Consider the following 21,650-nt stretch of genomic DNA (forward strand, 5'->3'; position numbering starts at 1 on the left):
ACAAGAGCCAAAGGAAGTCGTTCATGGCAATCACGCAAAACAGCCGTCTGGTGCAGGTCGACAGTCCGCTCGGCGGCGATGTCCTGGTGCTGCAGGGCATGGAAGGCAGCGAAGAACTGGGGCGGTTGTTTCACTACGAATTGGACCTGACCTCCGAAGATCGGGCGATCACGTTCGATCAATTGCTGGGCAAGCCGATGGGCCTGACCCTGGAACTGTATGACGGCGGCAAACGCTACTTCCACGGCATCGTCTGCAGTTGCCGGCAATTGACCGGGCACGGCCAGTTCGCCGGCTACCGCGTCAGCTTGCGACCCTGGTTCTGGCTGCTCACGCGCACCTCCGATTGCCGGATTTTCCAGAACAAGACGGTGCCGGACATCATCAAGCAGGTGTTCCGCGACCTCGGTTTCTCCGATTTCGAAGACAGCCTGAGCGGCAGCTACCGCGAGTGGGAGTATTGCGTGCAGTACCGCGAAACCAGCTTCGACTTCGTCAGTCGGCTGATGGAGCAGGAAGGCATCTATTACTACTTTCGCCATGAAAAGGGCCGTCACGTGCTGGTCCTCGCCGATGCCTATGGCGCTCATTCCACGGCGGCGAACTATGCCTCGGTGCCCTTCTACCCGCCCGATCGGCAAATGCGCGAGCGCGATCATTTCTACGACTGGCAACTGGCGCGGGAAGTACAGCCCGGCTCACTGGCGCTGAACGACTATGACTTCCTGCGCCCACGCGCCAGCCTTGAGGTGCGTTCCAGCGTACCGCGCAACCACACCAACGCCGACTACCCGCTCTACGACTACCCCGGTGAATACGTCCAGAGCAACGATGGCGATCACTACGCGCGGACCCGCATCGAAGCCATTCACAGCCAGTTCGAGCGCGTGCAATTGCGTGGCCGCGCCCGCGGGATCGGTTGCGGTCATCTGTTCACGCTGACGGGTTACGACCGCGAGGATCAGAACCGCGAGTACCTGGTGGTGATCGCCCGTTATCAGATTCGTCAGGACGCCTACGAAAGCGGGCAGTCGGAGGTCGCCGAACAGTTCGTCAGCGAGCTGGACTGCATGGATGCCAACCAGACCTTCCGCCCCCTGCCCCTCACGCCGATGCCCATCGTCCGAGGGCCGCAGACTGCCGTGGTGGTGGGGCCCAGTGGCGAGGAGATCTGGACCGATCAATATGGCCGGGTCAAAGTGCACTTTCATTGGGATCGTCATGACCAGTCCAACGAAAACAGCTCCTGCTGGATTCGCGTGTCCCAGGCCTGGGCCGGCAAGAACTGGGGCTCCGTGCAGCTTCCGCGGATCGGCCAGGAAGTCATCGTCAGTTTCCTCGAAGGCGATCCGGATCGACCGATCATCACCGGCCGTGTCTACAACGCCGAACAGACCGTGCCCTACGCGCTGCCCGCCAATGCCACCCAGAGCGGGACGAAAAGCCGTTCAAGCAAGGGCGGCTCACCGGCGAACTTCAATGAAATCCGCATGGAGGATAAAAAAGGCGCCGAACAGCTGTTTATCCACGCCGAGAAGAACCAGGACATCGAAGTCGAGAACGACGAGACCCACTGGGTCGGCCACGACCGCCGCAAGACCATCGACAACGACGAAACCGTGCACGTCAAGCACGACCGCACCGAAACCGTCGACAACAACGAAACCATCACCATCGGTGTAGACCGCAAGGAAAAGGTCGGCAATAACGAAACCATCTCCATCGGTGTGAACCGCACCGAGGATGTCGGTAGCGACGAGAAAATCTCCATCGGCGCCAATCGCACCGAGAACGTGGGCAGCAACGAGACCATCACCATCGGCGCGGACCGCACGGAAAAGGTCGGTGCCAACGAGACGATCACCATCGGCGCCAATCGCACCGAGGACGTGGGCGGCAACGAAACGATCGGTATCAAGGGCAACCGTAACGAAACGGTCCAGGGCAACGAAGGGATCGAGATCAACGGCAACCAGAGTACCCAGATCGGCCAGAACGAATCCCGCGACGTCACCCAGAACCGCAGCACCAACATCAAGCAGAACGACACCCTGGACGTCGGCAAGCATTTCGCCCTCACCGCTGGCGACTCCATCAGCCTGACCACGGGCGCGGCCAGCATCACCCTGAAGAAGGACGGCACCATTGTGATCAGCGGCAAGAACATTACCATCGACGGCTCCGGCGCCATCAACATCAAGGCGAACAAGAACGTTGTCGTCAAAGGCCAGAAAATCCTGCAGAACTAGCCACGGAGTGGGCGCCATGACCGTTGAATATCATTTACCCGCTGCCTCTACCGCCACCCCCGCCCGCGTGGATGGCGTCGTGATCGGGGTGCTGCTGGATGTGCCCAGTGCAGATGCGCCGGTGGTGGCCTTCCCGGGCTGCCTCGGCGAAACCGGCCTCGCCGCGCGCACCACCACGCCGCTCTCCCGTGAAGACATCGGCGCCCAGGTCGCCCTGATGTTCGAGGCCGGCGACCTGAGCCGACCGCTGGTGATCGGTCGCATCCAGCGCCTGCCGCACACCACGACGCCAGCCGTCGCCCACTTGGACGGCGAACGCCTGGAGTTTACGGCAGAGCGGGAAATCGTCCTGCGCTGTGGCAAGGCGAGCATCACCCTCACGCGCGAGGGCAAGGTGCTGATTCGAGGGACCTACCTCTCGAACCGGTCATCCGGCGTGAACCGTATCAAGGGCGGTTCGGTGCAGATCAACTAGGCAGGTAGTCGACTCATGGAACTGCTCAACGCCAGCAAACTGCTTGCTGCCTACACACAAGGCCTGGAGCCTGATGGCCGTGAATCCCTGGTGATCGTGGCCAAAGGCACTTTCAATTTGCCGCTGGATGGCCGTGCGGCAACACTCGCCGACACTCAGCAACCGCTGCTGATGGCCGATACTTTCTTGGGCGAGCCGGGGCTCAGCGCCCCACTGCAGGAAATGGACTTCGCCCCGATCAAGCCGTTCTGCGATGTGCTGGTACGCGGCAAGGCCTACGCCCCGGGCGGGCGGCCCGTGACGCAGTTGGCCGCAGGCATTCGCATCGGTCAGATGAGCAAGGCCTTTTCCGTCCTCGGCCCGCGGCAATGGCAACCGGGGCTATTGGGGGTTTCACCCGGTTTACCGCAGCCGTTTACCGAGCAGGACATCTCCTATGCCCAGGCCTACGGAGGTTCCCATCCCATGGCCAAGAATCCGGAGATGCGTCATTGCTACCCGGACAACCCAAGCGGTTGCGGTTGGTTCCCAGGCAGCATCGACAGTGCTGAAGTCGCTTACAAGCCAATGCCGAATACGGAGGAACTGGGCAAGCCGATCGACAGCCCCTCCGGCGACTTCCGCCCCATGGCTCTCGGCCCCCTGGGTCGCAGCTGGCCGCAACGCGCCCGCTTTGCCGGTACGTACGACGAAGCCTGGTTGGCCGACAGTTTTCCGTTTCTGCCGCAGGATTTCGACAGCCGCTACTTTCAGGCGGCCCCTGACGATCAGCAGATTCCCTACCTGCGTGGCGGCGAGGAGGTGCTACTGCTCAACCTCACGCCCCGGGAGCGCGCGAGCTTTCGCATCCCCGAAATGGACGTGCCGGTGACCTTCTTTCTGAAAAAAGGCGGTCATGAAACTGTGCAGGCGGTGATCGACACCCTGCTGGTCGACACAGACGCGGGCCAGGTGCAACTGACCTGGCGTATCTCCCGTCCGCTGCGGCGCAACCTCTTCGAGATCGCTCAGGTGCTGGTCGGCACGATGTCCAGGGGCTGGTGGCGCGCCCGTGAACTGGGCAAGGATTATTACCCGTCGCTCTCCTCCCTGGTAAAAGCCAGGCGCGCTCCCGAGGAGACGGACGGATGACCGCCCTTTGCATCATCGGCTCCGGCATGGTCAGCGCCGTTGGCCTCAGCGCACCCGCGAGCTGCGCGGCGATCCGCTGCGCCATCGACAACTTCCAGGAAACCCGTTTCATCGACCGAGGTGGCGAATGGCTGATCGCGGCCAGCGTCCCGCTGGAACAGCCCTGGCGCGGCCGCACCAAGCTGATCAAGTTGGCCGCCCGCGCCATCGCCGAGGCGTTACAGAGTACTCCCGGGGTCGACGCGCAAAAGACCCCGTTGCTGCTGGGCGTGGCCGAAGCCGAACGCCCCGGCCGCCTGGATGGCCTGGATCGAACACTGTTGCAGGACATCGAAGCTGAACTGGGCCTGCGCTTTCATCCAGACTCCAATATCATCGCCCGCGGCCGAGTCAGCGCTGCCGTGGCCCTGCTCAATGCACGTGCGTTGATCTACCAGGGCGGCCATCGCCACGTACTGATTGCTGGCGTCGACTCCTTCTTGAACGGACCGACGCTGGCCGCTTTCGAAGCACGCGAACGCCTGCTCACCAGCCAGAACTCCAACGGATTTATCCCCGGCGAAGGCGCCGCCGCCGTGGTCCTGGCCGCCCCCGTTGCCAGCGAAGAGCCGCAATTGGCCTGCATCGGCCTGGGGTTCGGCGTGGAGAAGGCCACCGTGGAGGGCGAAGACATTCCCCTGCGCGCCGAAGGCCTGACCCAAGCCGTACGAGCGGCCCTGAGCGAAGCCGGCTGTGTGTTGGAGCAAATGGATTATCGGCTTACCGACATCTCCGGCGAGCAATACTACTTCAAGGAAGCCTCCCTGGCCCTGAGCCGGACCCTGCGCGTGCGCAAGGAATTCTTCCATCTCTGGCACCCGGCCGACTGCATCGGCGAAGTCGGCGCTGCCATCGGCCCGGCCATGCTCGCCGTGGCGTTGGCCGCCAGCCGCAAGGGCTATGGCGAAGGTCCGAATATCTTCTATCACCTTGGTAACGACGCCGGCGAACGCGCCGTCGCCCTGCTCAGCTACCAGATCGTGAGGGCCGCCTGATGGCCAACGAAGTCTTCGCCAACAATATGGAGGTTTCCTGCAAGGCGGCCGACGGTAAATCGATCGCCTGCTTCCCGGATGTCTGCTTCACCCCGCCCCAGGCCCCGCCTACCCCTCTGGGAGTACCGATTCCCTATCCCAATACCGGCTTGGCCAAGGACACCACCCGGGGCACGCGAACGGTGAAGATCAGTGGCAAGGAGGCCATGCTCAAGGATAAGAGTTATTTCAAGACCAGTTATGGCGATGAGGCTGGAAACGCGCCTAAAAAGGGGATCATCACCGGCAAGATCAAAGGGAAAGTCTATTTCACAGCCTGGTCGATGAATGTGAAGTTTGAAGCTGAAAACGTCGTGCGAAATATGGACCTGACCACCCATAACCACGGATCGACAAGCAACACCGGCCCTTGGCCTTATCAAGATGCAATTGCGATGGATACCGCTGGTCACCCTTGCCAACCCATGGCAAAGGATATCAAGACCCAATGCTCGGGTGCCGAAGACAAAAGCGCCAAGTGTTGTAGCAGCCGTAAATGCCTGGTTATGCCGAAAACCCCGAACCGTTGTTGCAACGGCGCGGATGGCAAACCGATGACAGGCCACCACCTGCTTCCATCCAAGGAATTCGTCGCACATGTCAACCGAAGCTCCACCGACGCAACGACGAACTATGAATCGGACAAGGCCCCCTGTCTCTGTGTGGAGGGCCATAGCCATTCATTACGTACCGAGCATGGGCAGGTAGGGTGCAATTACACCGTAGAAAGAAATGCTTGGCTCGCTAATCCTGCCAACCGAGGCAAGGCCTATACCCTGGCCGTCGGTTGCGAGGTAGGCGCGAAGTCGGCGGTTGGCAAAGTCAATGTTCCACCCGGAGCCAAAGGATGTGACAAGGAGTGCCTGCAAAAGCAGTTGGAGGATGGCCACCAGAAGATGGAATTGACGGTGAAACCCAACGATCCGCTGCCCAGAGCGAAACAACCGCCAGCCGCCATAGTCTTGGACGATTAACAAACACGGGGATCGAGTGAAGATGAACGGAATATCAGATGCGGAGTTTATTGAAGGGGCCTTTATTCAAGAGGGTGTTAGTCCGGTCGCGGGCATCATCATCGCGGCCTGTACCGTTGGCGGCGATTATGACAACCCAAAGAACAGGATCGGCGTTAGAAAGCAGGATGTCTGGCTTGAGTTCGGATTGTCTGCAGAAGCTATTCTCTCGGTTGATGCCGCTATTGACGGCTCTGCTTACGTCTTGGGAGAGAATGGCTCAGTCGTGCGTTTCGACTGGAAATCGCCAACAACAAAAGAGGAACTCAAAGCCTCACGAAAGGCCTACGCAAACGCTGCCGTCAGTGACATTGGGCCACTGCGCAGAATTCGTATCCTGGGTGATGAGGTGATCTGCGCAGGATCGGTCGGCCAGGTCTATCGCTTGTCCGGCGATACGTTCGAGACGCTGCCGAAGTTAAGCGTTGGCCATCAGGAAGTGACAATTGAAGATATCGCTGGAAGCGGTCGCAGCGACTTTGTCGCTGTAACTTCCGATGGTTACGCTGCGCATTTCGACGGTAAGAACTGGTCGGTCATTGATCTACCCACCAACGCAAGTCTTACCAGTATCTGCCGGCTGGACAACGGTCACTATGTCATCGTAGGCAAGAACGGAACTGTACTGATCGGGGTTGCAGATCAATGGTCCATTATTCAGCCGATTGACACGAGCAGAAGCTACTGGGGAGTCGCGGCCTATCACGATGAAATATATGCAGCGCATTTGGCCGGTGTGGACAAAGTCGTCGGACAGACGTTGATTGCCTTGGATATAGAGGAAGCAGACCTCCAGTTCACAGTGCTTCGAAGCAGCAACGAAGGGGTATGGTCCTTTGCGGACAGGACGATTGGGTTGATCCGCGATGATCAATGGCAAACGATCATGAAGTGACGCGTGCCAAGGGCACGTAGCAATTGGGAGCCCAACGTCTGGCCAGTCATTCGAAGGTTCCTGTCGAAGAACCGCTGGAGGCAGAACATTCAACATGCCAGTCACTTCCATTGTTTTGGACCAACACGCCGAAGAAGCCAGCTTCCTCGCCATCCTGCGCGACTATGCCCTGCGCGCACCGCATTACGACATCGCCCACCTAGACAACCTCGATAACCGCCTCGACGCTCACCTCGACGGCTTGCGAATCGCCGCCCCTGGCGGCCTGGAAACGCTACTGGCCCAGCTCGGCCCGCACGCTGTCGGCGAAATGTTCGCCGGCGTGGTGCTGGCTTTCGAGACGGCCAATGGCAAAGCGCTGTCGCGGCTCAGCGCGCATTTGCGCAGCGCCTTGGAAACCGAGCGCGGTTACCTGATGGCCCTGGGTTGGCTCGACTGGGACCGGGTATCGCCCTGGATCGAACGCATGCTCGCCTCTCCCGAGCCCCTTTTCCGTCGCCTCGGCCTTGCGGCCTGTGGCATGCATCGCCACGACCCAGGCCCTGCCCTACTGGCCGGACTGTCCGACGCCGACCCAAGCGTGCAGGCACGTGCCGCCCGCACCGCTGGCGAGCTACGTCGTCGTGACCTGCTGTCGGCGATTCGTGCCCACCGTCAGCATGAAGACGCCGCCACGCGCTTCTGGGCCAATTGGGCCACCGCCCAAATGGGTGATCAGCAGGCCTTGGAACCTCTGCGCACATTTGCCGAACGACCGGGCGAATTTCAATACCGGGCGCTTTGCGTGTTGCTGGCCTGGCAGGAGCGCGAGCCCAGCATCGCCTGGATACGCCAATGGGTACAGGATCCCAGGGATCGGCGCATCGGCATCCAGGCCCTTGGGCTGCTGGGCGATCCGGTTTGCGTCCCCTGGTTGATCCAGCAGATGAGCGACTTGCCCCATGCCCGCGTCGCCGGCGAAGCCTTCAGCTTGATCACTGGCGCGGACCTGGCGCTACTCGACCTGGAACTGCAGGCCCTGCCGGATTTCGATGCAGGCCCGAACGACAATCCCGAAGATCCCAATGTGACCATGGACCCCGATGAAAACCTGCCCTGGCCCGACCCGCAGCTAATCGAAAGCTGGTGGCAAGCCAATGGTGGCGATTTCCAGGTGGGTACTCGTTATATGCTGGGGCTGGCCCATGGCGAACACAGTTTCCAGCAAGCCCTGGTCCACGGCCAGCAAAGCCAGCGCATCGCCGCCGCCTGCGGCCTCGCCCGCTTTCGTCCCACCGAAGCGCTTTTCCCCACCAGCGCACCGGCCTGGCGGCAAAAGCGCTTGTTGGGGATGACTGCGGCATTCGGGCGATGATCAGGGTGTTTGTATAGCGCTGCGCCCCCCGGCAATCATTTACACCCTTTGGAGGCACCATGCCGCACGTCATCGGAAAGAACCCCGTGGCACTCATCAGTGGGGTTGGCAGTGAGGTCGGAATCGGCATGGCAATCGCCCGCAGGTTGGGTGCCGCCGGTGCCAGACTGATCATCACCGCCAGCAGTGCACGCATCCTCGAACGCGTCGCAGAGTTGCGTGCCGAAGGGTTCGACGTCGAAGGACGGGCGCTCGATCTTACCGATGAAGACCAGGTCCATGAGTTTATGGCGTGGGCGGAGTCCGTCTGGGGGCAGGTCGATATTCTGGTGAACAACGCAGGCATGGCCATGCAAGGCAGTCCGGAGTTTTTTTCCGACCTGGCGACCATGAACCTGCACACCTGGAACCTGACATTGGCGCGAAACCTCACCACGGCCTTTCTGCTTACGCGGGCGGTCCTGCCCGGCATGCGGGCGCGTCGTTACGGGCGCATCGTCAACATCAGTTCCACGACCGGCACCCGCTGCAGCAACCCCGGTGAAGCGGCTTACAGCGCCGCGAAAGCCGCAATGGTTGGCATGAGCATGAGCCTGGCGCTGGAAGTCGCCCAGCAAGGGATCACTGTCAACAGCGTCGCGCCCGGCTGGATCGCCACGGGCTCGACCACCGACGAGGAAGCCAAGGCAGCCGGTTACACGCCGATGGGCCGGGCCGGACGTCCCGAGGAGGTGGCGGCATTGGTGGCTTTCCTTGCGTCGGCAGAGGCCAGCTACCTCACTGGCGAAGTCATCGTGGTGGATGGTGGGAACTGCCTGGTCGAGAACAAGGCGCCTTGATTCCCCTGTGGGAGCGAGCTTGCTCGCGATGGCGGTGGTCCAGCTAAATGAGTGTTGGATTGGCTGCCCTCTTCGCGAGCAAGCTCGCTCCCACGAGGGGCTGGGATAGACCTGAATGTTGCGCCTGCTCGCGATGGCGGTGGTTCAGCTACAGGGCCACGAGGGCTTCGAGAACGGCACGGTCCTGTGGCGAGGGAGCTTGCTCCCGCTGGGGCGCGCAGCGGCCCCCAAAAAGCGATGAACGCTGCGCGCTCAAGCGGGAGCAAGCTCCCTCGCCACAAAAGCGCCCAAGCGTCACTTGAATAATTCACTGCTCATGAAATCGATGAACACCCGCAGTTTCGGCGCCAAATGTTTGCTGGAAGGCCAGAGCATGCGGAAGGTGTTCTGATACCGGTTGAAGTCATCCAGGACGGTGACCAGCTCACCGCTGGCGATGGCTTCACGCACGGTGAAGTCCGGCACGCAAGCAATCCCCAACGCATCGTGCACGACATGCAGCAACGCCTCGGTGGTGTTGCAGACCAGGGTCGCCGGCAAATTGAGATCCGGCGCCCCATCCCCGTTTACCGGCCAGACTTGCATCCTGCCAGTGCTGGGGAATTTATACAGCAGGCAGGCATGACGCAGCAGATCCGCCGGCACCTGGGGGGTGCCGTGTTCGGCGAAGTACCGGGGCGACCCGACCACAACCAGGGTGAACGTACCCAACGGGCGAGACATCAGCCGAGAGTCGTTCGGTTCTCCGGTCCGAATGACCGCATCGAAACCTTCCTCGATGATGTCCACCAGCCTGTCGGAAAAATCCAGATCCAGTTCGATACTGGGGTAGCGACGCATGAAGGCAATCAGCGTCGGCATGACCAGATCCGCAACCAGCGGCAAGCTCACGCGCAGCTTGCCCCGGGGTGCTTCGCGGGTTTGCGACAACTCCTGTTCGGCCGCTTCGACTTCGCAGAGAATGCGCCGGCAACGTTCGAGGAACAGCGCACCTTCCGCCGTCAGCGTGATACTGCGCGTGCTGCGATGAAACAAGCGTACCCCCAGCCGTTCCTCCAGCCGCGCCACGCTCTTGCCCACCGCCGAAGACGAAATGCCCAGCGCCCTGCCCGCTTCTGAAAAACTGCGGGTTTCGGCCGCACGCACAAAAAAATCAATCCCGCTCAGTGATTCCAAGCCAGCCTCCATTGCGGACATTTTTTCCGATGTGTTCAGCACTCTAGCATTCTTGTCTTGCAAAAGAGGCGCACTTACCGTGTTCGACACTTATCAGCGCTTCAGGCAGGTGCCCCATGACGATTGCCAATACCCATATCGATGCAGAGGTTGCTCAAGACACCGCACCGCTCCCCATCGGTTCACTGTTTGCCCTCGCGCTCGCCGCCTTCGTGACGATACTCACCGAAGCCTTGCCCGCCGGCCTGCTCTCACAGATCAGCCAAGGGCTGGCGATCTCCGAATCCCTAGCCGGCCAGTTGGTCACGGTCTACGCCATAGGTTCCTTGCTGGCAGCCATACCGCTGACCGCCGCGACTCAAGGCATGCGGCGCAGGTCGCTGTTGTTGCTGGCCATTGCCGGTTTCGCCGTTGCCAACACGGTCACGACCCTTTCCACCCACTATGGTTTGACGATGGTCGCGCGCTTGCTGGGTGGCGTATCGGCCGGGTTGCTGTGGGCCTTGCTGGCCGGCTACGCCGCGCGCATGGTGCCCGAGCACCAGAGAGGCCGGGCCATTGCGATTGCCATGGTAGGTGCGCCCTTGGCGTTATCCCTGGGCGTGCCCGCCGGCACGCTGCTCGGCAACCTGATCGGTTGGCGGATGAGCTTCGCCATCATGAGCGTGTTCGCCGTCGCCTTGATGGTCTGGGTCCGTCTCAAGGTGCCCGACTACCCTGGACAAGCCACCCATAAGCGCCTTGCCTTGGGTCAGGTCTTCACCCTTCCGGGCGTTCGCTCGGTGTTGTTCGTGGTGCTGGCGTTTGTCCTGGCGCACAACATTCTCTTCACCTATATCGCGCCGTTTTTGACGACGGCGGGCCTGGGCGAGCGGATAGATCTCGTCCTGCTGGTCTTCGGTGTCGCGTCGTTGCTGGGGATCTGGGTCGTCGGCGTGCTGATCGATCGCCACCTGCGGGCGTTGACGCTGGCCGGCACGGTGCTGTTCGCCCTCGCGGCATTGGCACTTGGCGCCATGAGCGACACGCCTGCAGCGGTTTATGTCGCGGTGGCGGCGTGGGGAATCGCTTTCGGAGGGGCTGGGACACTGTTCCAGACGGCCATCGCCAAGACGGCTGGGGACGCGGCGGATCTTGCCCAGTCCATGCTGGTCACGGCCTGGAACCTCGCCATTGCCGGCGGCGGGATCGTCGGTGGTCTGCTGCTCGATCACTTGGGGGTCGTGGCGTTTGCGCCGGTCTTGATCGTTCTCCTGCTGCTGACGTTGGCCGTGGTGTGGTCCGCAGAACGCCATGGCTTTGCCCAGAGCATCTAGCCACAGGGTTCTACTACGGTTGGAGACTGATATCCCGGGTTGGTTTGCAAGATCAGGCAAGAATCAGCCCGGATCGTGCAACCCACCCCAATCATTCCTTCCTATAGTTAACCAGAGCCAAACCATCTGGAGCTGGTCCCCCTATGAGCGCCCTGAACATAAACGGCCGTGAATACACGGTCGACGTAGACCCTGGCACCCCGATTCTCTGGACCCTGCGCGATACGCTGGGCATGACCGGCACCAAGTTCGGCTGCGGCGCGGCGTTGTGTGGTGCCTGCACCGTGCACCTGGACGGCCAGGCCATTCGTTCCTGCGTGACGCCCATTGCCGCCGCCGAGGGCAAGAAGATCACCACCATCGAAGCGGCCACCAACGGCAGCGATCCGGTGGGTAGCGCCGTGCACGACGCATGGGTCAAGCACGACGTGGCGCAATGCGGCTACTGCCAGAGCGGCCAGATCATGAGCGCAACGGCTTTCCTCAAGGCCCAGCCCAAGGGCAAGCAGCCCACGGTGGCCGAGATCGACTCGGCCATGGCCGGCAATATCTGCCGCTGTGGCACCTACGCCCGTATCCGCGCCGCGGTGGCTGATGCCGCCAAGACCCTTGCCTGATCGGAGCCGACCATGTTGAACGAGATATTCCCGAACGAGCTCCCCCGCGCCTTGCAACAGATGCTCGAACGCGGCGAGGTTGACGGCCCAGCAGCCCTGCCCCGGCGCAGTTTTCTCAAGATCGTCGGCATCGGCGGGCTGGCCTTGGGCGCGTTCCCGCACCTGGCCTTGGCGCAGGAGGCCAATGGCGCTGCGGTAACGTCGCTCAAGCCGACCCAGCAACCCTCCGCATTCGTCCAGATCGCGCCCAATGGCGAAGTCACGGTGACCATCAACCGCTTGGAGTTCGGCCAGGGCGTACAGACCGGCCTGCCGATGATTCTCGCCGAGGAACTGGATGCCGACTGGAGCCTGGTGCGCAGTCGCAACGGCAGCAACGACGCCGCCTACATGGACCCGGCCTTCGGCATTCACCTCACCGGTGGCTCCAACACGATCAAGAACAGCTACACCCAGTACCGCGAACTCGGCGCCCGTGCGCGCGCCATGCTGTTGAGTGCGGCTGCCGCCCGCTGGAATGTGGACGTGGCGAGCCTGCGTACACAGGCCGGCATGGTACTCGGGCCCGAGGGCCGCAAGGCGAGCTACGGCGAACTGGCCGAAGCCGCCATGGCGATGCCTGTGCCTGAGCAGATCACGCTCAAGGATCCCAAGGATTTCCGCATCATCGGCCAGGCCACCACCCGCATCGATGCCAAGGCCAAGAGCAGCGGCCAACAGGATTTCGGCATCGACATGCACCTGCCGGGGCAGCTCACGGCGGTCGTCGCTCGACCACCGGTGTTCGGCGCCAGGATTGCCTCCCTGGATGACAGCGCCGCGCGGGCCACGAAAGGCGTCAAAGCCGTGTTGCGCGTGCCGCTGGACGGCGGCGCCGAAGGTGTCGCCGTGGTCGCCGACGGTTACTGGCAGGCGAAATTGGCCCGGGATGCACTGAAGGTGGAATGGAACACTTCTACCGTGGAAAAAGTCGACAGCGAAAAACAACTGGCTCAATACCGCGAGCTGGCCAGCCAGCCCGGCCCGTTGCACTTCGATGCCGATATGACGCCGCTGGCCAGCGCACCGCATCAACTGGACGCCGAGTTCGTGTTTCCCTACCTCGCCCACGCCCCGATGGAGCCCCTGAACTGCACGGTGCAACTCGCCCAGGACAGCGCTCAACTGTGGGTCGGCACGCAGTTCCCCGGCGGCGACGCTGCCGCGGCCGCCAAGGTACTGGACCTCAAGCCCGAGCAGATCCAGGTCAACGTACAGACCGCTGGCGGTGGCTTTGGCCGGCGCGGCGTGCCCACCAACGATTTCGTGGTAATGGCCTGCGAAGTCGCCAAGGCCGCCCGCACGGCGGGAGTCAATGCCCCTATCCGCACCCTTTGGAGCCGGGAAGACGACATCAAGGGCGGCTACTACCGCCCCATGCATCTGCACCGTGCGCGTATCGGTTTTGACGACAGCGGCAAGGTCCTCGCCTGGGACCACGCCCTGGTGGGCCAATCGATCATCACCGGTACCGTATTTGGCGGGCGGGTAAAGAACGGCATCGACCCGACCGCCACCGAGGGCATGCGCAACCCCTATCCGCTGCCCATGCGCCTGACGGTTCATCATCCCAAGCTCAACGTGCCCGTACTGTGGTGGCGCAGCGTGGGCTCCACCCATACGGCGTTTGTGATGGAGACGTTGATCGACGAGATCGCCCGCACCACCAAACAGGATCCGGTGGCGTACCGGATGAAGTTGTTTGGCGAGCAGAGCCCACGCCATCGCGAAGCGCTGCAGTTGGCGGTGGACAAGAGCGAGTACGGCAAGCGCCAGCTAGCGGCGGGCCGTGCCTGGGGCGTGGCGGTCCACGAGTCGTTCAGTTCGGTGGTGGCTTACGTGGTCGAAGCCTCCGTACAGGATGGCCGTCCAGTGCTGCACAACGTGACCGCCGGCGTGCATTGCAACCTGGTCGTCAACCCACGCAGCGTCGAGGCCCAGGTCCAAGGCGCGGCACTGATGGGCCTGTCGATGTGCCTGCCCGGTGGCGCCGTCACCCTGAAGGACGGCGTGGTGCAACAGAGCAATTTTGCCGACTTCAGCGTGCCGCGCATTACCGACATGCCGGAGTTCGCCGTCCACATCGTGCCCAGCGCCGAGCCACCCACGGGAATGGGCGAACCCGGCCTGCCGGCGTTGGCCCCCGCGTTTGCCAACGCGGTGGCGAGCCTGACGGGTAAACCGTTGCGTGAGTTGCCGTTCAAATTGGCGTGATGGGCGTGGAGCGGTCAACGTGGTGCGCCAGGTTGACCGCTCCACGGGTTTTGGGGGCGCTTCGCACCCCGGCGGGAGCAAGCTCCCTCGCCACGATGTGCACACGCCTGCAATACGCGGAGTGGCTTACTTCACCGCACGCCACCGGTTTCGTGCATGCAGATAGGCGGTCGTATCGCTGTAGCCCAGTTGGGCGGCGATCTGCGCTTTAGGTTCGCCTTGCATTTCCAGGAGTTGCTCCAGTTCGGCGCGCACCTGGTCGAGCAATTGCCTGAAGGTCGTGCCTTGTTCTTCAAGGCGCCGGCGCAGCGTCCTGGGCGTCTGGTGCAGCGCGTGCGCCAGATCCACCAACGTCGGCGTCTCGCCTTTGGCCAGCGATTGTCGAACGCCCTCGGCGAGCCGGGCCGACCAACCGCTGAAGTGGCGATGCGTGGCCAACCGACGGTCGAGTTCCTGAGTCAGCAGCTCCAGCAGTCCGTGATGACGCGTTTGCATCGGCAGACGTGTGCTGGGGGCATCGAAGTAGAAACAGTTGACCGTGCAATCGAACTCGACACGGTCGCCGAACCAGTGGCTGTACTGGAGGTAGTACGAGGGTCGCGAATGGGCGAATTGGGCGAGAACCGGTTGTACGTCCCTCCCCGTTCCTTGTCGTAGTTGCGTAATGGCCATCACGCCGTAGTGCTCGACCACATACCGCGCCAGATCACCCGGCGCGTCGACATTCAACTCGACCCCCAGGCCGTTCTCATCATTGACCAAGCGCACCGTGTCGGTGTCAGCGGCCAGCGGTGCGTACCGCGCCCAGAGCTGCATGGCCGAGAGGACGTCAGGACTGTACAGGCAAAGGTAGGCCAGGACGTGCCAGTCCTGCGGCGTGAATAACCCGAACAAGTTCAAGCCGATCGCCGGATCGACCCGTGCAGCCTCGCGCCAGAGCTGATCCAGTTCGATCAGGTTGTAGTCCTTGTGCTTCCCGCCCGCATGACTGTCCAGGAAACGCTCCAGCACCTGGCCCAATTTGCCCCGGTGAAAGCGTTGGGGTGAGCGATTGACCGCTTCTCGCTCGATTCTGTCCGTTTCGCGCATTGGGAGGGCTGACTCGCTGGCTTCTAATGAAATGGCATTGCCCGCTGGGGCCTTAATCGAGAGTGCCATGAATACAACAATGCTCGCCAATAATCCTTCCGCTGTCGTGGCCGGGATATTCCTCGCCTTCATTTTGCTGGAACTTGCTTGCTCGGCCTTGCGCCAGTCATCGGCCGGCAGGCGTGACGTACTGATTGAAGTCATCGGCTCCGGGATCCTGGTGGCAATCACCTTCCCTGCTGTCATGTGGCTGAGCGGCAAGCTGCTCGGCCTGGCTGCCCCGCAGATGAAGGATGCGCTGGTGGCAATCCCTTGGGCCGCGGGTTTCGTGTTGTTCCTGCTGCTGGACGACATGACGCAATACTGGTGGCATCGCCTGACCCACCGGGTGCCCGCCCTCTACGCACTGCATCGTGCCCATCACTCCGCGCCCTACATGAGTGTCCGGATCGTTTACCGCAACAACAGCTTCTACTACCTGCTCATGCCCGGTATCTGGCTGTCCGGCATGCTGATCTACCTGGGCCTTGCGCCGGTCTACTACGTCTATTTGATCATCAAGATGACCGTCATTTTCGCCGCGCACAGCAGCGTGGCCTGGGATGACAAATTGTATGGCGTTCGCGTGTTGCGGCCCCTGGTCTGGATCCTGGAGCGGACGATTTCGACCCCGGCCACCCACTCGGCCCACCATGGCTTGACGGCCGAGGACGGTGTCACCCATTACAAAGGCAACTTCGGCAACCTGCTGTTTCTATGGGACGTCTTGTTTGGGACCGCAAAGATCACGCGCCGACGTCCGCCGGCCTACGGCATCGAGCATCTGTCGCCGATCAGTTGGCAAGAAGAATTGTTCTGGCCCGTCGTACGCGCTCGCCGTACCGCGCCCAAGACCCGCGTCCAACCGGAGGTGACGCCGTGAGCCGCCGTATCGTCGTGCTGTCGGGTTCCAATCGGGCGGGCAGCCAGTCGCTCAAAGTGGCAAATCATCTGCGACAGCGACTGACAGATCTGAACCTGTGGGAGGCCAGCGACTTGATTGACTTGGCCACCAGCCGACTGCCGCTTTGGCCGGAACAAGACCGCGACCAGCTGTGGCCCGCTCAACAAACGATCCTTGCCAAAGCGACGGCGCTGATCGTGATCAGTCCGGAATGGAACGGCATGGCCTGCCCGGCGCTGAAGAACTTCTTCCTGTACGCGGGGATCAGCGAGCTCGGGCACAAACCCGCGCTGTTGGTGGGTGTCTCGGCGGGCCTGGGCGGCGCGTACCCGATCGCCGAGTTGCGTGCGTCGAGTTACAAGAATTGCCGGCTCCTTTATTTGCCTGAACACCTGATCATTCGAAACGTGGAATCGATGTTCAATGACCAGGCGCCGGCCAACGAAGACGACAAGCGCATTCGCGAACGTGCTGATTGGGCGTTGCGCCTGCTCAGCCAGTACGACGTTGCATGTCGCGAGATAAGGCGGGCCCTTGAACAGCCTCCGGCGTTTTCTACCGGTATGTAGGCGGTAAGTCCTGCGCTCAGGCCGCCCCGGATTTCCCATGAAACGCCTGCCCCAGCACCGCCAATCGCTCCGCCAACGGTGGCAAGCATTGGCTGCTGCGGGTCAGGACGCCGATGTTGTCGGCGTTGCGTTCGGCCACGGCCTGCACGCTTTGCAGACGCTGGCTAATGCCTATCGACGCCTGGGATTGCTCCTGGGTGGTGCTGGCAATCAGGTCGTTGAAATGGTTGATCACGGCGATGTCTTCGACCACGGCATGCAACAGTTGCGAAGCCATTTGGCTGGCGGACACGCAGCGTTCTACCCCGTCGCGGCTGTCTTGCATCGCGGCGGCGGCCTGGCGGCTGCCTTGTTGCAGCTTGGCGATGATCTGTTGAATCTCGGTGGTGGACGTCGAGGTCTTTTGTGACAGGGTGCGGACCTCGTCGGCCACGACCGCGAACCCGCGGCCCTGATCGCCGGCACGGGCGGCTTCGATGGCGGCGTTGAGGGCTAGCAGGTTGGTCTGCTCGGCGATGCCGTTGATCACATCCAGCACCTGGCCGATTTGCTGGGCCTGCTCGGCCAGCACCTGCACGGTGTCGTTGGTCAGGTTGATGCGCCCTGCCAGCTCGACGATCTCTTCCCGGGTCTGGTCAACCGTGCTGCGTCCGCGGTTGACCTGCTCATTGGCCTGGCCGGCACGCAGCAAGGTCTGGTCGACGTGGCCGGCGATGTTCTCCATGGCTTGGACCAGATGGCCGATCGCACCGCTCATCTGTGCCACTTCATCGAGTTGGTGGCGGGCGCCGGTTTCCAGGGTCTGGCCAACCTGGGACAAGTCCTGGCCCAGGTCCGAGAGGTTGCGGGTGTCGCGCACCACACCGTCCACCAGTTGGGTGACCTGTTGGAGGAAATGATCGAAACGCTCGCTCGAAGAAACCTTGGCGCCCTCACCGCGCTGCCTGTCGGTGTCATGGCTCAACTGAGCGGCCGCTGCCAATACCTTGTCGAGCACCTCCTGGTTTTCCGTGGCGTCGGCCAGGCTCTGGTTCGCCAGGTAAATCAGGATCACGCTTTCCACCACCACGTAGAACGCGTGGAGGAAGATCATCGACCAGCCGCCGTGAGTCTCCATGACGAACACCGGATAACCCTGGTGTTGAAGCCAGTGAAAACTGAGGTGATGAACCGCGATGGTGGCGGCGGCCACGACAATCGGCAGCCAGTCACGGTAGAACGTCAACACGGCCAGCAGCACGAAGATCCCGAAGTGGAACTCGGTCACGCCGTGGGTCTGGTTGATATGCAGCGCCGCCATGACCATCAACGCCACCGCAATGACGCAGCGCATGGCCCGCGTGCCCGCCAGGACGCGATAAAGCCCGGTGCTCGCCACGCAGGTGGTCGCCCCCACCAGCAACGCCTGGGTGAACGTCGAGTGCAGGAAGGCCAGGCAGGGAATACAGCAGCGCCAGCCAAAGCAGCCCCAGCATGATGCGGTCGGCTTTACGGTGGTGGTCGTTAAAGCGCACGGGCGATGTCATGGGGGTCGTCCTTTTCAAAGACTTGGAGGTCCGTTACCAAATGCCGTAAATGGCTTAGCGGCGTTTCGAGAGGGAACTTTAACTGATTATCATCAATTAGTGGCACTGCGCCACCAAGCTTTTCTCAGCGGCCTTTGCTTTATGATGTCCGCCATCTCATGACTGACTGATGGAACCCCCATGACTTTCGATTTCGACACCGTATTGGAGCGCCACGGCACCGGCAGTACCAAATGGAGCCGCTACCCGGCGGATGTGTTGCCGATGTGGGTGGCCGACATGGATTTCGCCGCCCCGCCGATGGTCATTGACGCACTGCACAAGCGCCTCGAACATCCGATGCTCGGCTACAGCGTCGCCCAGGACGATCTGCGTGCAGCCATCACGGCTGACCTGTGGAGCAAGTACGCCTGGCGCGTCGAGCCTCAGCAGATCGTGTTCCTGCCCGGCGTCGAGCCAGGTTTCAACATGGCGCTGCATGCCTTGGTGGAACCCCGGCAGAACGTCGTGGTGCAGGTGCCCAACTACCCGCCGCTGCGCCACGCCCCTGGTCACTGGCAGTTGAACAAAGTGGAATTGCCGTTCACCCCGGTCAACGGTGAGTTCCATACGCCGTTGGCCGCGTTGCGCGAAGCGTTGCAGGGCGGCGGCGCCTTGTTGCTGAGCAATCCCCACAACCCGCTGGGCAAAGTGTTCGAGCGTGAAGAACTCCAGGCCGTGGCCGACATTTGCCTGGCGCAGGACGCCTGGATCATCTCCGACGAGATCCATGCCGAACTGTGCTTCGACGGTCGCGTGCACATACCGACTGCGTCCCTCAGCCCCGAGATTGCCGAGCGCACCATCACCCTGATGTCCGCCAGCAAGGCCTACAACATCGCGGGGCTGAAAACCTCGTTCGCGATCATCCAGAACGCCAAGCTGCGCGAACGGGTCAACAGCGCCCGGGCAGGCATGGTCGACAGCGTCAATGCCCTGGGCCTGGAAGCGACCCGCGCGGCCTACAGCGAGGCCGGCCCGTGGCTGGAAGCCCTCAAAGCCTACCTGCAAGCCAACCGTAATTACCTGGTCGAGGCGGTGAACACTCGCCTGCCGGGCATCACCATGACCGTGCCCCAGGGCACTTACCTGGCCTGGCTGGATTGTTCAGGCTTGGAGCTGGATGACCCGCAAGGATTCTTCTTGAAGGAAGCCAAGGTCGGGCTCAGTGCCGGGCTGGATTTTGGTGACGATGCCGGGCAGTTCGTGCGCCTGAACTTCGGCTGCCCGCGGGCGCTGCTGGAGGAAGGGATTGCGCGGATGGAGCGCAGCCTGAAAGCCAGGGGTTGATCCAACCGGCGACGCAGAAGCCTCTGTGGCGAGGGAGCTTGCTCCCGCTGGGTCGCGAAGCGGCCCCCAACGACCACACAACTCGGTGTTGGTGAGAATTGAGGGGGCTGCTGCGCAGCCCAGCGGGAGCAAGCTCCCTCGCCACAGGGGCTTCTGCGCGCGTTGGATCGGCGCTTTATTCCTGCATATCCGGCGCATAAACAAAACACAGCTTGTTCCCCTCCGGATCGCGGCAATACGCGCCAAAATAGCCTTCGCAATATTGCGGCCGCGGACCGGGTGGGCCTTCGTCGGTACCGCCCATGGCCATCGCCTGTTCCCAGGCAGCGCGGACGGTTTGCGGGGAGTCGGCGGCGAAGCTCACTTGCATGCCATTGCCCCAGGTCGCGGGCAAGCCGTTGAACGGCAGTTGGACAAACACCTGGGGCCAGTGCTTGCCCGGCTGGCGCCAGCCTTCCCCCGGCGGGCCCGAGTCGTTTTCGCTCGCCATGCGCTCCAGTCCCAGGCAGCCGAGGACTGCGTCATAAAAAGCGACCATTTTCGGCAGGTCGCGGGCGCCGATCTGGATGTGGCTGAACATGGCCCTGCTCCTCTTTCAAATCCGTACGTGGGTTGGAGAATACCGCAACCTCCAATGTTCGCCCGATGCCGCCTATTCACCGACGAAACAGCCCTCGTCACGCTCATCGACTGACCGGACAATCCGACCGAACTCCGCCCGACACCCCAAAGTCCACCCTCCATCGCAACCCAACTGGAGAACGACAATGGCCGACTACCCTTTCCCGCCTTTTCCGAAACAAAGCCAGCCGGTACCCGGCACCCAGCGCAAAATGGATCCGTACCCGGACTGCGGTGAACAGAGCTACACCGGCTCCGGACGCCTGGCGAACAAGATCGCCCTGATCACCGGCGCCGACAGCGGCATCGGTCGCGCCGTCGCCATAGCCTTCGCCCGTGAAGGCGCGGACGTGGCGATTGCCTACCTGGACGAGCACGAAGACGCCAAGGAAACCGCGCGCTGGGTCGAACAAGCCGGACGCCAGTGCCTGTTGCTGCCCGGTGACCTGGCGGACAAAGGCCTGTGCCGCAAGATCGTCGATGAAACCGTCGCCCGCTTCGGGCGTATCGACATCCTGGTCAACAACGCCGCGTTCCAGATGACTCACGAAACCCTCGAGGAAATTCCCGACGAGGAATGGGTGCGCACCTTCGATATCAATATCACGGCGATGTTCAGGATCTGCCAGGCCGCCGTGCCGCACATGAAGCCTGGTGGTTCGATCATCAACACCACCTCGGTCAACTCCGACATGCCCAAGCCGACGCTGCTGGCCTATGCCACCACCAAGGGCGCCATCGCCAACTTCACCGGCGGCCTGGCGCAAATGCTCGGGCCCAAGGGCATCCGGGTGAACAGCGTGGCGCCGGGACCGATCTGGACGCCGCTGATCGTGGCGACCATGCCCGAGGAAGAAGTGCAGAATTTCGGCTCCCAGACACCCCTTGGCCGTCCTGGCCAGCCGGTTGAGGTGGCGCCGATCTATGTGCTGCTGGCCTCGGACGAAGCCAGCTACATCACCGGGGCCCGTTATGGGATTACCGGGGGCAAGCCGATGCTTTAAGCAAAGCGCAATGTTTTACCTGCGTTTTACCTGTGTTTTACCTGTGGCGAGGGAGCTTGCTCCCGCTGGGCTGCGAAGCAGCCCCTCAATTCTTGCCAACACCGAGTTGTCTGGTCGTTGGGGGCCGCTTCGCGACCCAGCGGGAGCAAGCTCCCTCGCCACAACAGCCCCCTTGCCA

The 21,650-nt window shown here is 62.1% G+C and carries 18 protein-coding genes and 1 pseudogene; 15 read left to right on the forward strand and 4 right to left on the reverse strand.

The window, feature by feature from the left end; translation table 11 throughout:
• Positions 1–23: 23 nt before the first annotated feature.
• The 8 genes from ACIPQ1_RS06975 to ACIPQ1_RS07010 all read left to right on the forward strand — a co-directional run bounded on the left by ACIPQ1_RS06975 (position 24) and on the right by ACIPQ1_RS07010 (position 9,029).
• Complete coding sequence (locus ACIPQ1_RS06975; protein WP_446533828.1) at positions 24–2,249, forward strand: type VI secretion system Vgr family protein; 2,226 nt, start codon at positions 24–26, stop codon at positions 2,247–2,249.
• A gap of 16 nt (positions 2,250–2,265) precedes the next feature.
• A complete protein-coding gene (locus ACIPQ1_RS06980; RefSeq protein WP_446533829.1) occupies positions 2,266–2,724 on the forward strand; it encodes a DUF6484 domain-containing protein in 459 nt (152 codons plus the stop codon).
• 15 nt (positions 2,725–2,739) lie between these two features.
• Entirely contained in the window at positions 2,740–3,855 is a 1,116-nt protein-coding gene (locus ACIPQ1_RS06985; RefSeq protein WP_411384692.1) for a DUF2169 family type VI secretion system accessory protein, read from the forward strand.
• Positions 3,852–4,889, forward strand: coding sequence for a hypothetical protein (locus tag ACIPQ1_RS06990; RefSeq protein WP_446533830.1), 1,038 nt, complete (start codon positions 3,852–3,854; stop codon positions 4,887–4,889). The genes ACIPQ1_RS06985 and ACIPQ1_RS06990 overlap by 4 nt, the downstream gene beginning before the upstream one ends.
• Positions 4,889–5,902 carry a PAAR-like domain-containing protein gene (locus ACIPQ1_RS06995; RefSeq protein ID WP_411384694.1) on the forward strand — a complete coding sequence of 338 codons (1,014 nt, stop codon included), beginning with the start codon at positions 4,889–4,891 and terminating at the stop codon, positions 5,900–5,902. Before ACIPQ1_RS06990 ends, ACIPQ1_RS06995 begins: the two co-directional genes overlap by 1 nt.
• 22 nt (positions 5,903–5,924) lie before the next feature.
• Entirely contained in the window at positions 5,925–6,836 is a 912-nt protein-coding gene (locus ACIPQ1_RS07000) for a hypothetical protein (RefSeq protein WP_250965087.1), read from the forward strand.
• A gap of 94 nt (positions 6,837–6,930) precedes the next feature.
• Positions 6,931–8,190: a TIGR02270 family protein gene (locus tag ACIPQ1_RS07005; RefSeq protein ID WP_411384695.1), complete on the forward strand. Its 1,260-nt coding sequence runs from the start codon at positions 6,931–6,933 to the stop codon at positions 8,188–8,190.
• A gap of 59 nt (positions 8,191–8,249) precedes the next feature.
• Positions 8,250–9,029, forward strand: a complete 780-nt coding sequence (locus tag ACIPQ1_RS07010; protein ID WP_446533831.1) for an SDR family NAD(P)-dependent oxidoreductase — start codon at positions 8,250–8,252, stop codon at positions 9,027–9,029.
• A 294-nt stretch (positions 9,030–9,323) separates the two neighbouring features.
• On the opposite strand, the gene ACIPQ1_RS07015 is transcribed toward ACIPQ1_RS07010, so the two are convergent.
• Positions 9,324–10,205, reverse strand: coding sequence for a LysR family transcriptional regulator (locus ACIPQ1_RS07015; protein ID WP_250965084.1), 882 nt, complete (start codon positions 10,203–10,205; stop codon positions 9,324–9,326).
• 116 nt (positions 10,206–10,321) lie between these two features.
• On the opposite strand from ACIPQ1_RS07015, the gene ACIPQ1_RS07020 reads away from it, so the two are divergent.
• The 3 genes from ACIPQ1_RS07020 to ACIPQ1_RS07030 all read left to right on the forward strand — a co-directional run bounded on the left by ACIPQ1_RS07020 (position 10,322) and on the right by ACIPQ1_RS07030 (position 14,391).
• Entirely contained in the window at positions 10,322–11,521 is a 1,200-nt protein-coding gene (locus ACIPQ1_RS07020; protein WP_446533832.1) for an MFS transporter, read from the forward strand.
• Between the two features lie 143 nt (positions 11,522–11,664).
• Complete coding sequence (locus tag ACIPQ1_RS07025; protein WP_250965082.1) at positions 11,665–12,138, forward strand: (2Fe-2S)-binding protein; 474 nt, start codon at positions 11,665–11,667, stop codon at positions 12,136–12,138.
• Positions 12,139–12,150: 12 nt separating this feature from the next.
• Positions 12,151–14,391, forward strand: coding sequence for a molybdopterin cofactor-binding domain-containing protein (locus ACIPQ1_RS07030; RefSeq protein WP_446533833.1), 2,241 nt, complete (start codon positions 12,151–12,153; stop codon positions 14,389–14,391).
• 126 nt (positions 14,392–14,517) lie between these two features.
• Here the strand turns inward: ACIPQ1_RS07030 and ACIPQ1_RS07035 are convergent, their stop codons facing one another.
• On the reverse strand, positions 14,518–15,480 hold the full coding sequence (locus tag ACIPQ1_RS07035) for an AraC family transcriptional regulator ligand-binding domain-containing protein (RefSeq protein WP_446533834.1): 963 nt from the start codon (positions 15,478–15,480) through the stop codon (positions 14,518–14,520).
• A 67-nt stretch (positions 15,481–15,547) separates the two neighbouring features.
• On the opposite strand from ACIPQ1_RS07035, the gene ACIPQ1_RS07040 reads away from it, so the two are divergent.
• Together ACIPQ1_RS07040 and ACIPQ1_RS07045 are read left to right on the forward strand one after the other, a co-directional pair.
• Entirely contained in the window at positions 15,548–16,402 is an 855-nt protein-coding gene (locus tag ACIPQ1_RS07040) for a sterol desaturase family protein (RefSeq protein ID WP_411384700.1), read from the forward strand.
• Positions 16,399–16,992: an NADPH-dependent FMN reductase gene (locus tag ACIPQ1_RS07045; RefSeq protein ID WP_446533835.1), complete on the forward strand. Its 594-nt coding sequence runs from the start codon at positions 16,399–16,401 to the stop codon at positions 16,990–16,992. Before ACIPQ1_RS07040 ends, ACIPQ1_RS07045 begins: the two co-directional genes overlap by 4 nt.
• A gap of 16 nt (positions 16,993–17,008) precedes the next feature.
• On the opposite strand, the pseudogene ACIPQ1_RS07050 reads toward ACIPQ1_RS07045, so the two are convergent.
• Positions 17,009–18,518, reverse strand: a pseudogene (locus ACIPQ1_RS07050) (methyl-accepting chemotaxis protein).
• Between the two features lie 180 nt (positions 18,519–18,698).
• Between ACIPQ1_RS07050 and ACIPQ1_RS07055 the strand changes: the two are divergent.
• Positions 18,699–19,847, forward strand: a complete 1,149-nt coding sequence (locus ACIPQ1_RS07055) for a MalY/PatB family protein (RefSeq protein ID WP_446533836.1) — start codon at positions 18,699–18,701, stop codon at positions 19,845–19,847.
• Positions 19,848–20,022: 175 nt separating this feature from the next.
• On the opposite strand, the gene ACIPQ1_RS07060 is transcribed toward ACIPQ1_RS07055, so the two are convergent.
• The gene (locus ACIPQ1_RS07060) at positions 20,023–20,427 is read right to left on the reverse strand and encodes a VOC family protein (RefSeq protein ID WP_434570500.1); all 405 of its coding nucleotides are present in this window, start codon (positions 20,425–20,427) and stop codon (positions 20,023–20,025) included.
• A 187-nt stretch (positions 20,428–20,614) separates the two neighbouring features.
• Between ACIPQ1_RS07060 and ACIPQ1_RS07065 the strand changes: the two genes are divergently transcribed.
• Entirely contained in the window at positions 20,615–21,472 is an 858-nt protein-coding gene (locus tag ACIPQ1_RS07065) for an SDR family oxidoreductase (protein WP_434570502.1), read from the forward strand.
• Positions 21,473–21,650 lie beyond the last annotated feature (178 nt).

This window comes from Pseudomonas sp. LARHCG127, from assembly GCF_052871455.1.

What these genes read in the sequence shown, in the direction of transcription:
- ACIPQ1_RS06980 (WP_446533829.1), top strand. Translation starts at nt 2,266, where the DNA reads ATGACCGTTGAATATCATTTACCCGCTGCCTCTACCGCCACCCCCGCC.
- ACIPQ1_RS07040 (WP_411384700.1), top strand. Translation starts at nt 15,548, where the DNA reads ATGAATACAACAATGCTCGCCAATAATCCTTCCGCTGTCGTGGCCGGG.
- ACIPQ1_RS07065 (WP_434570502.1), top strand. Translation starts at nt 20,615, where the DNA reads ATGGCCGACTACCCTTTCCCGCCTTTTCCGAAACAAAGCCAGCCGGTA.
- ACIPQ1_RS06995 (WP_411384694.1), top strand. Translation starts at nt 4,889, where the DNA reads ATGGCCAACGAAGTCTTCGCCAACAATATGGAGGTTTCCTGCAAGGCG.
- ACIPQ1_RS07025 (WP_250965082.1), top strand. Translation starts at nt 11,665, where the DNA reads ATGAGCGCCCTGAACATAAACGGCCGTGAATACACGGTCGACGTAGAC.
- ACIPQ1_RS07005 (WP_411384695.1), top strand. Translation starts at nt 6,931, where the DNA reads ATGCCAGTCACTTCCATTGTTTTGGACCAACACGCCGAAGAAGCCAGC.
- ACIPQ1_RS07055 (WP_446533836.1), top strand. Translation starts at nt 18,699, where the DNA reads ATGACTTTCGATTTCGACACCGTATTGGAGCGCCACGGCACCGGCAGT.
- ACIPQ1_RS07030 (WP_446533833.1), top strand. Translation starts at nt 12,151, where the DNA reads ATGTTGAACGAGATATTCCCGAACGAGCTCCCCCGCGCCTTGCAACAG.
- ACIPQ1_RS07010 (WP_446533831.1), top strand. Translation starts at nt 8,250, where the DNA reads ATGCCGCACGTCATCGGAAAGAACCCCGTGGCACTCATCAGTGGGGTT.
- ACIPQ1_RS06975 (WP_446533828.1), top strand. Translation starts at nt 24, where the DNA reads ATGGCAATCACGCAAAACAGCCGTCTGGTGCAGGTCGACAGTCCGCTC.
- ACIPQ1_RS06990 (WP_446533830.1), top strand. Translation starts at nt 3,852, where the DNA reads ATGACCGCCCTTTGCATCATCGGCTCCGGCATGGTCAGCGCCGTTGGC.
- ACIPQ1_RS07000 (WP_250965087.1), top strand. Translation starts at nt 5,925, where the DNA reads ATGAACGGAATATCAGATGCGGAGTTTATTGAAGGGGCCTTTATTCAA.
- ACIPQ1_RS07035 (WP_446533834.1), bottom strand. Translation starts at nt 15,480, where the DNA reads ATGCGCGAAACGGACAGAATCGAGCGAGAAGCGGTCAATCGCTCACCC.
- ACIPQ1_RS07060 (WP_434570500.1), bottom strand. Translation starts at nt 20,427, where the DNA reads ATGTTCAGCCACATCCAGATCGGCGCCCGCGACCTGCCGAAAATGGTC.
- ACIPQ1_RS07020 (WP_446533832.1), top strand. Translation starts at nt 10,322, where the DNA reads ATGACGATTGCCAATACCCATATCGATGCAGAGGTTGCTCAAGACACC.
- ACIPQ1_RS06985 (WP_411384692.1), top strand. Translation starts at nt 2,740, where the DNA reads ATGGAACTGCTCAACGCCAGCAAACTGCTTGCTGCCTACACACAAGGC.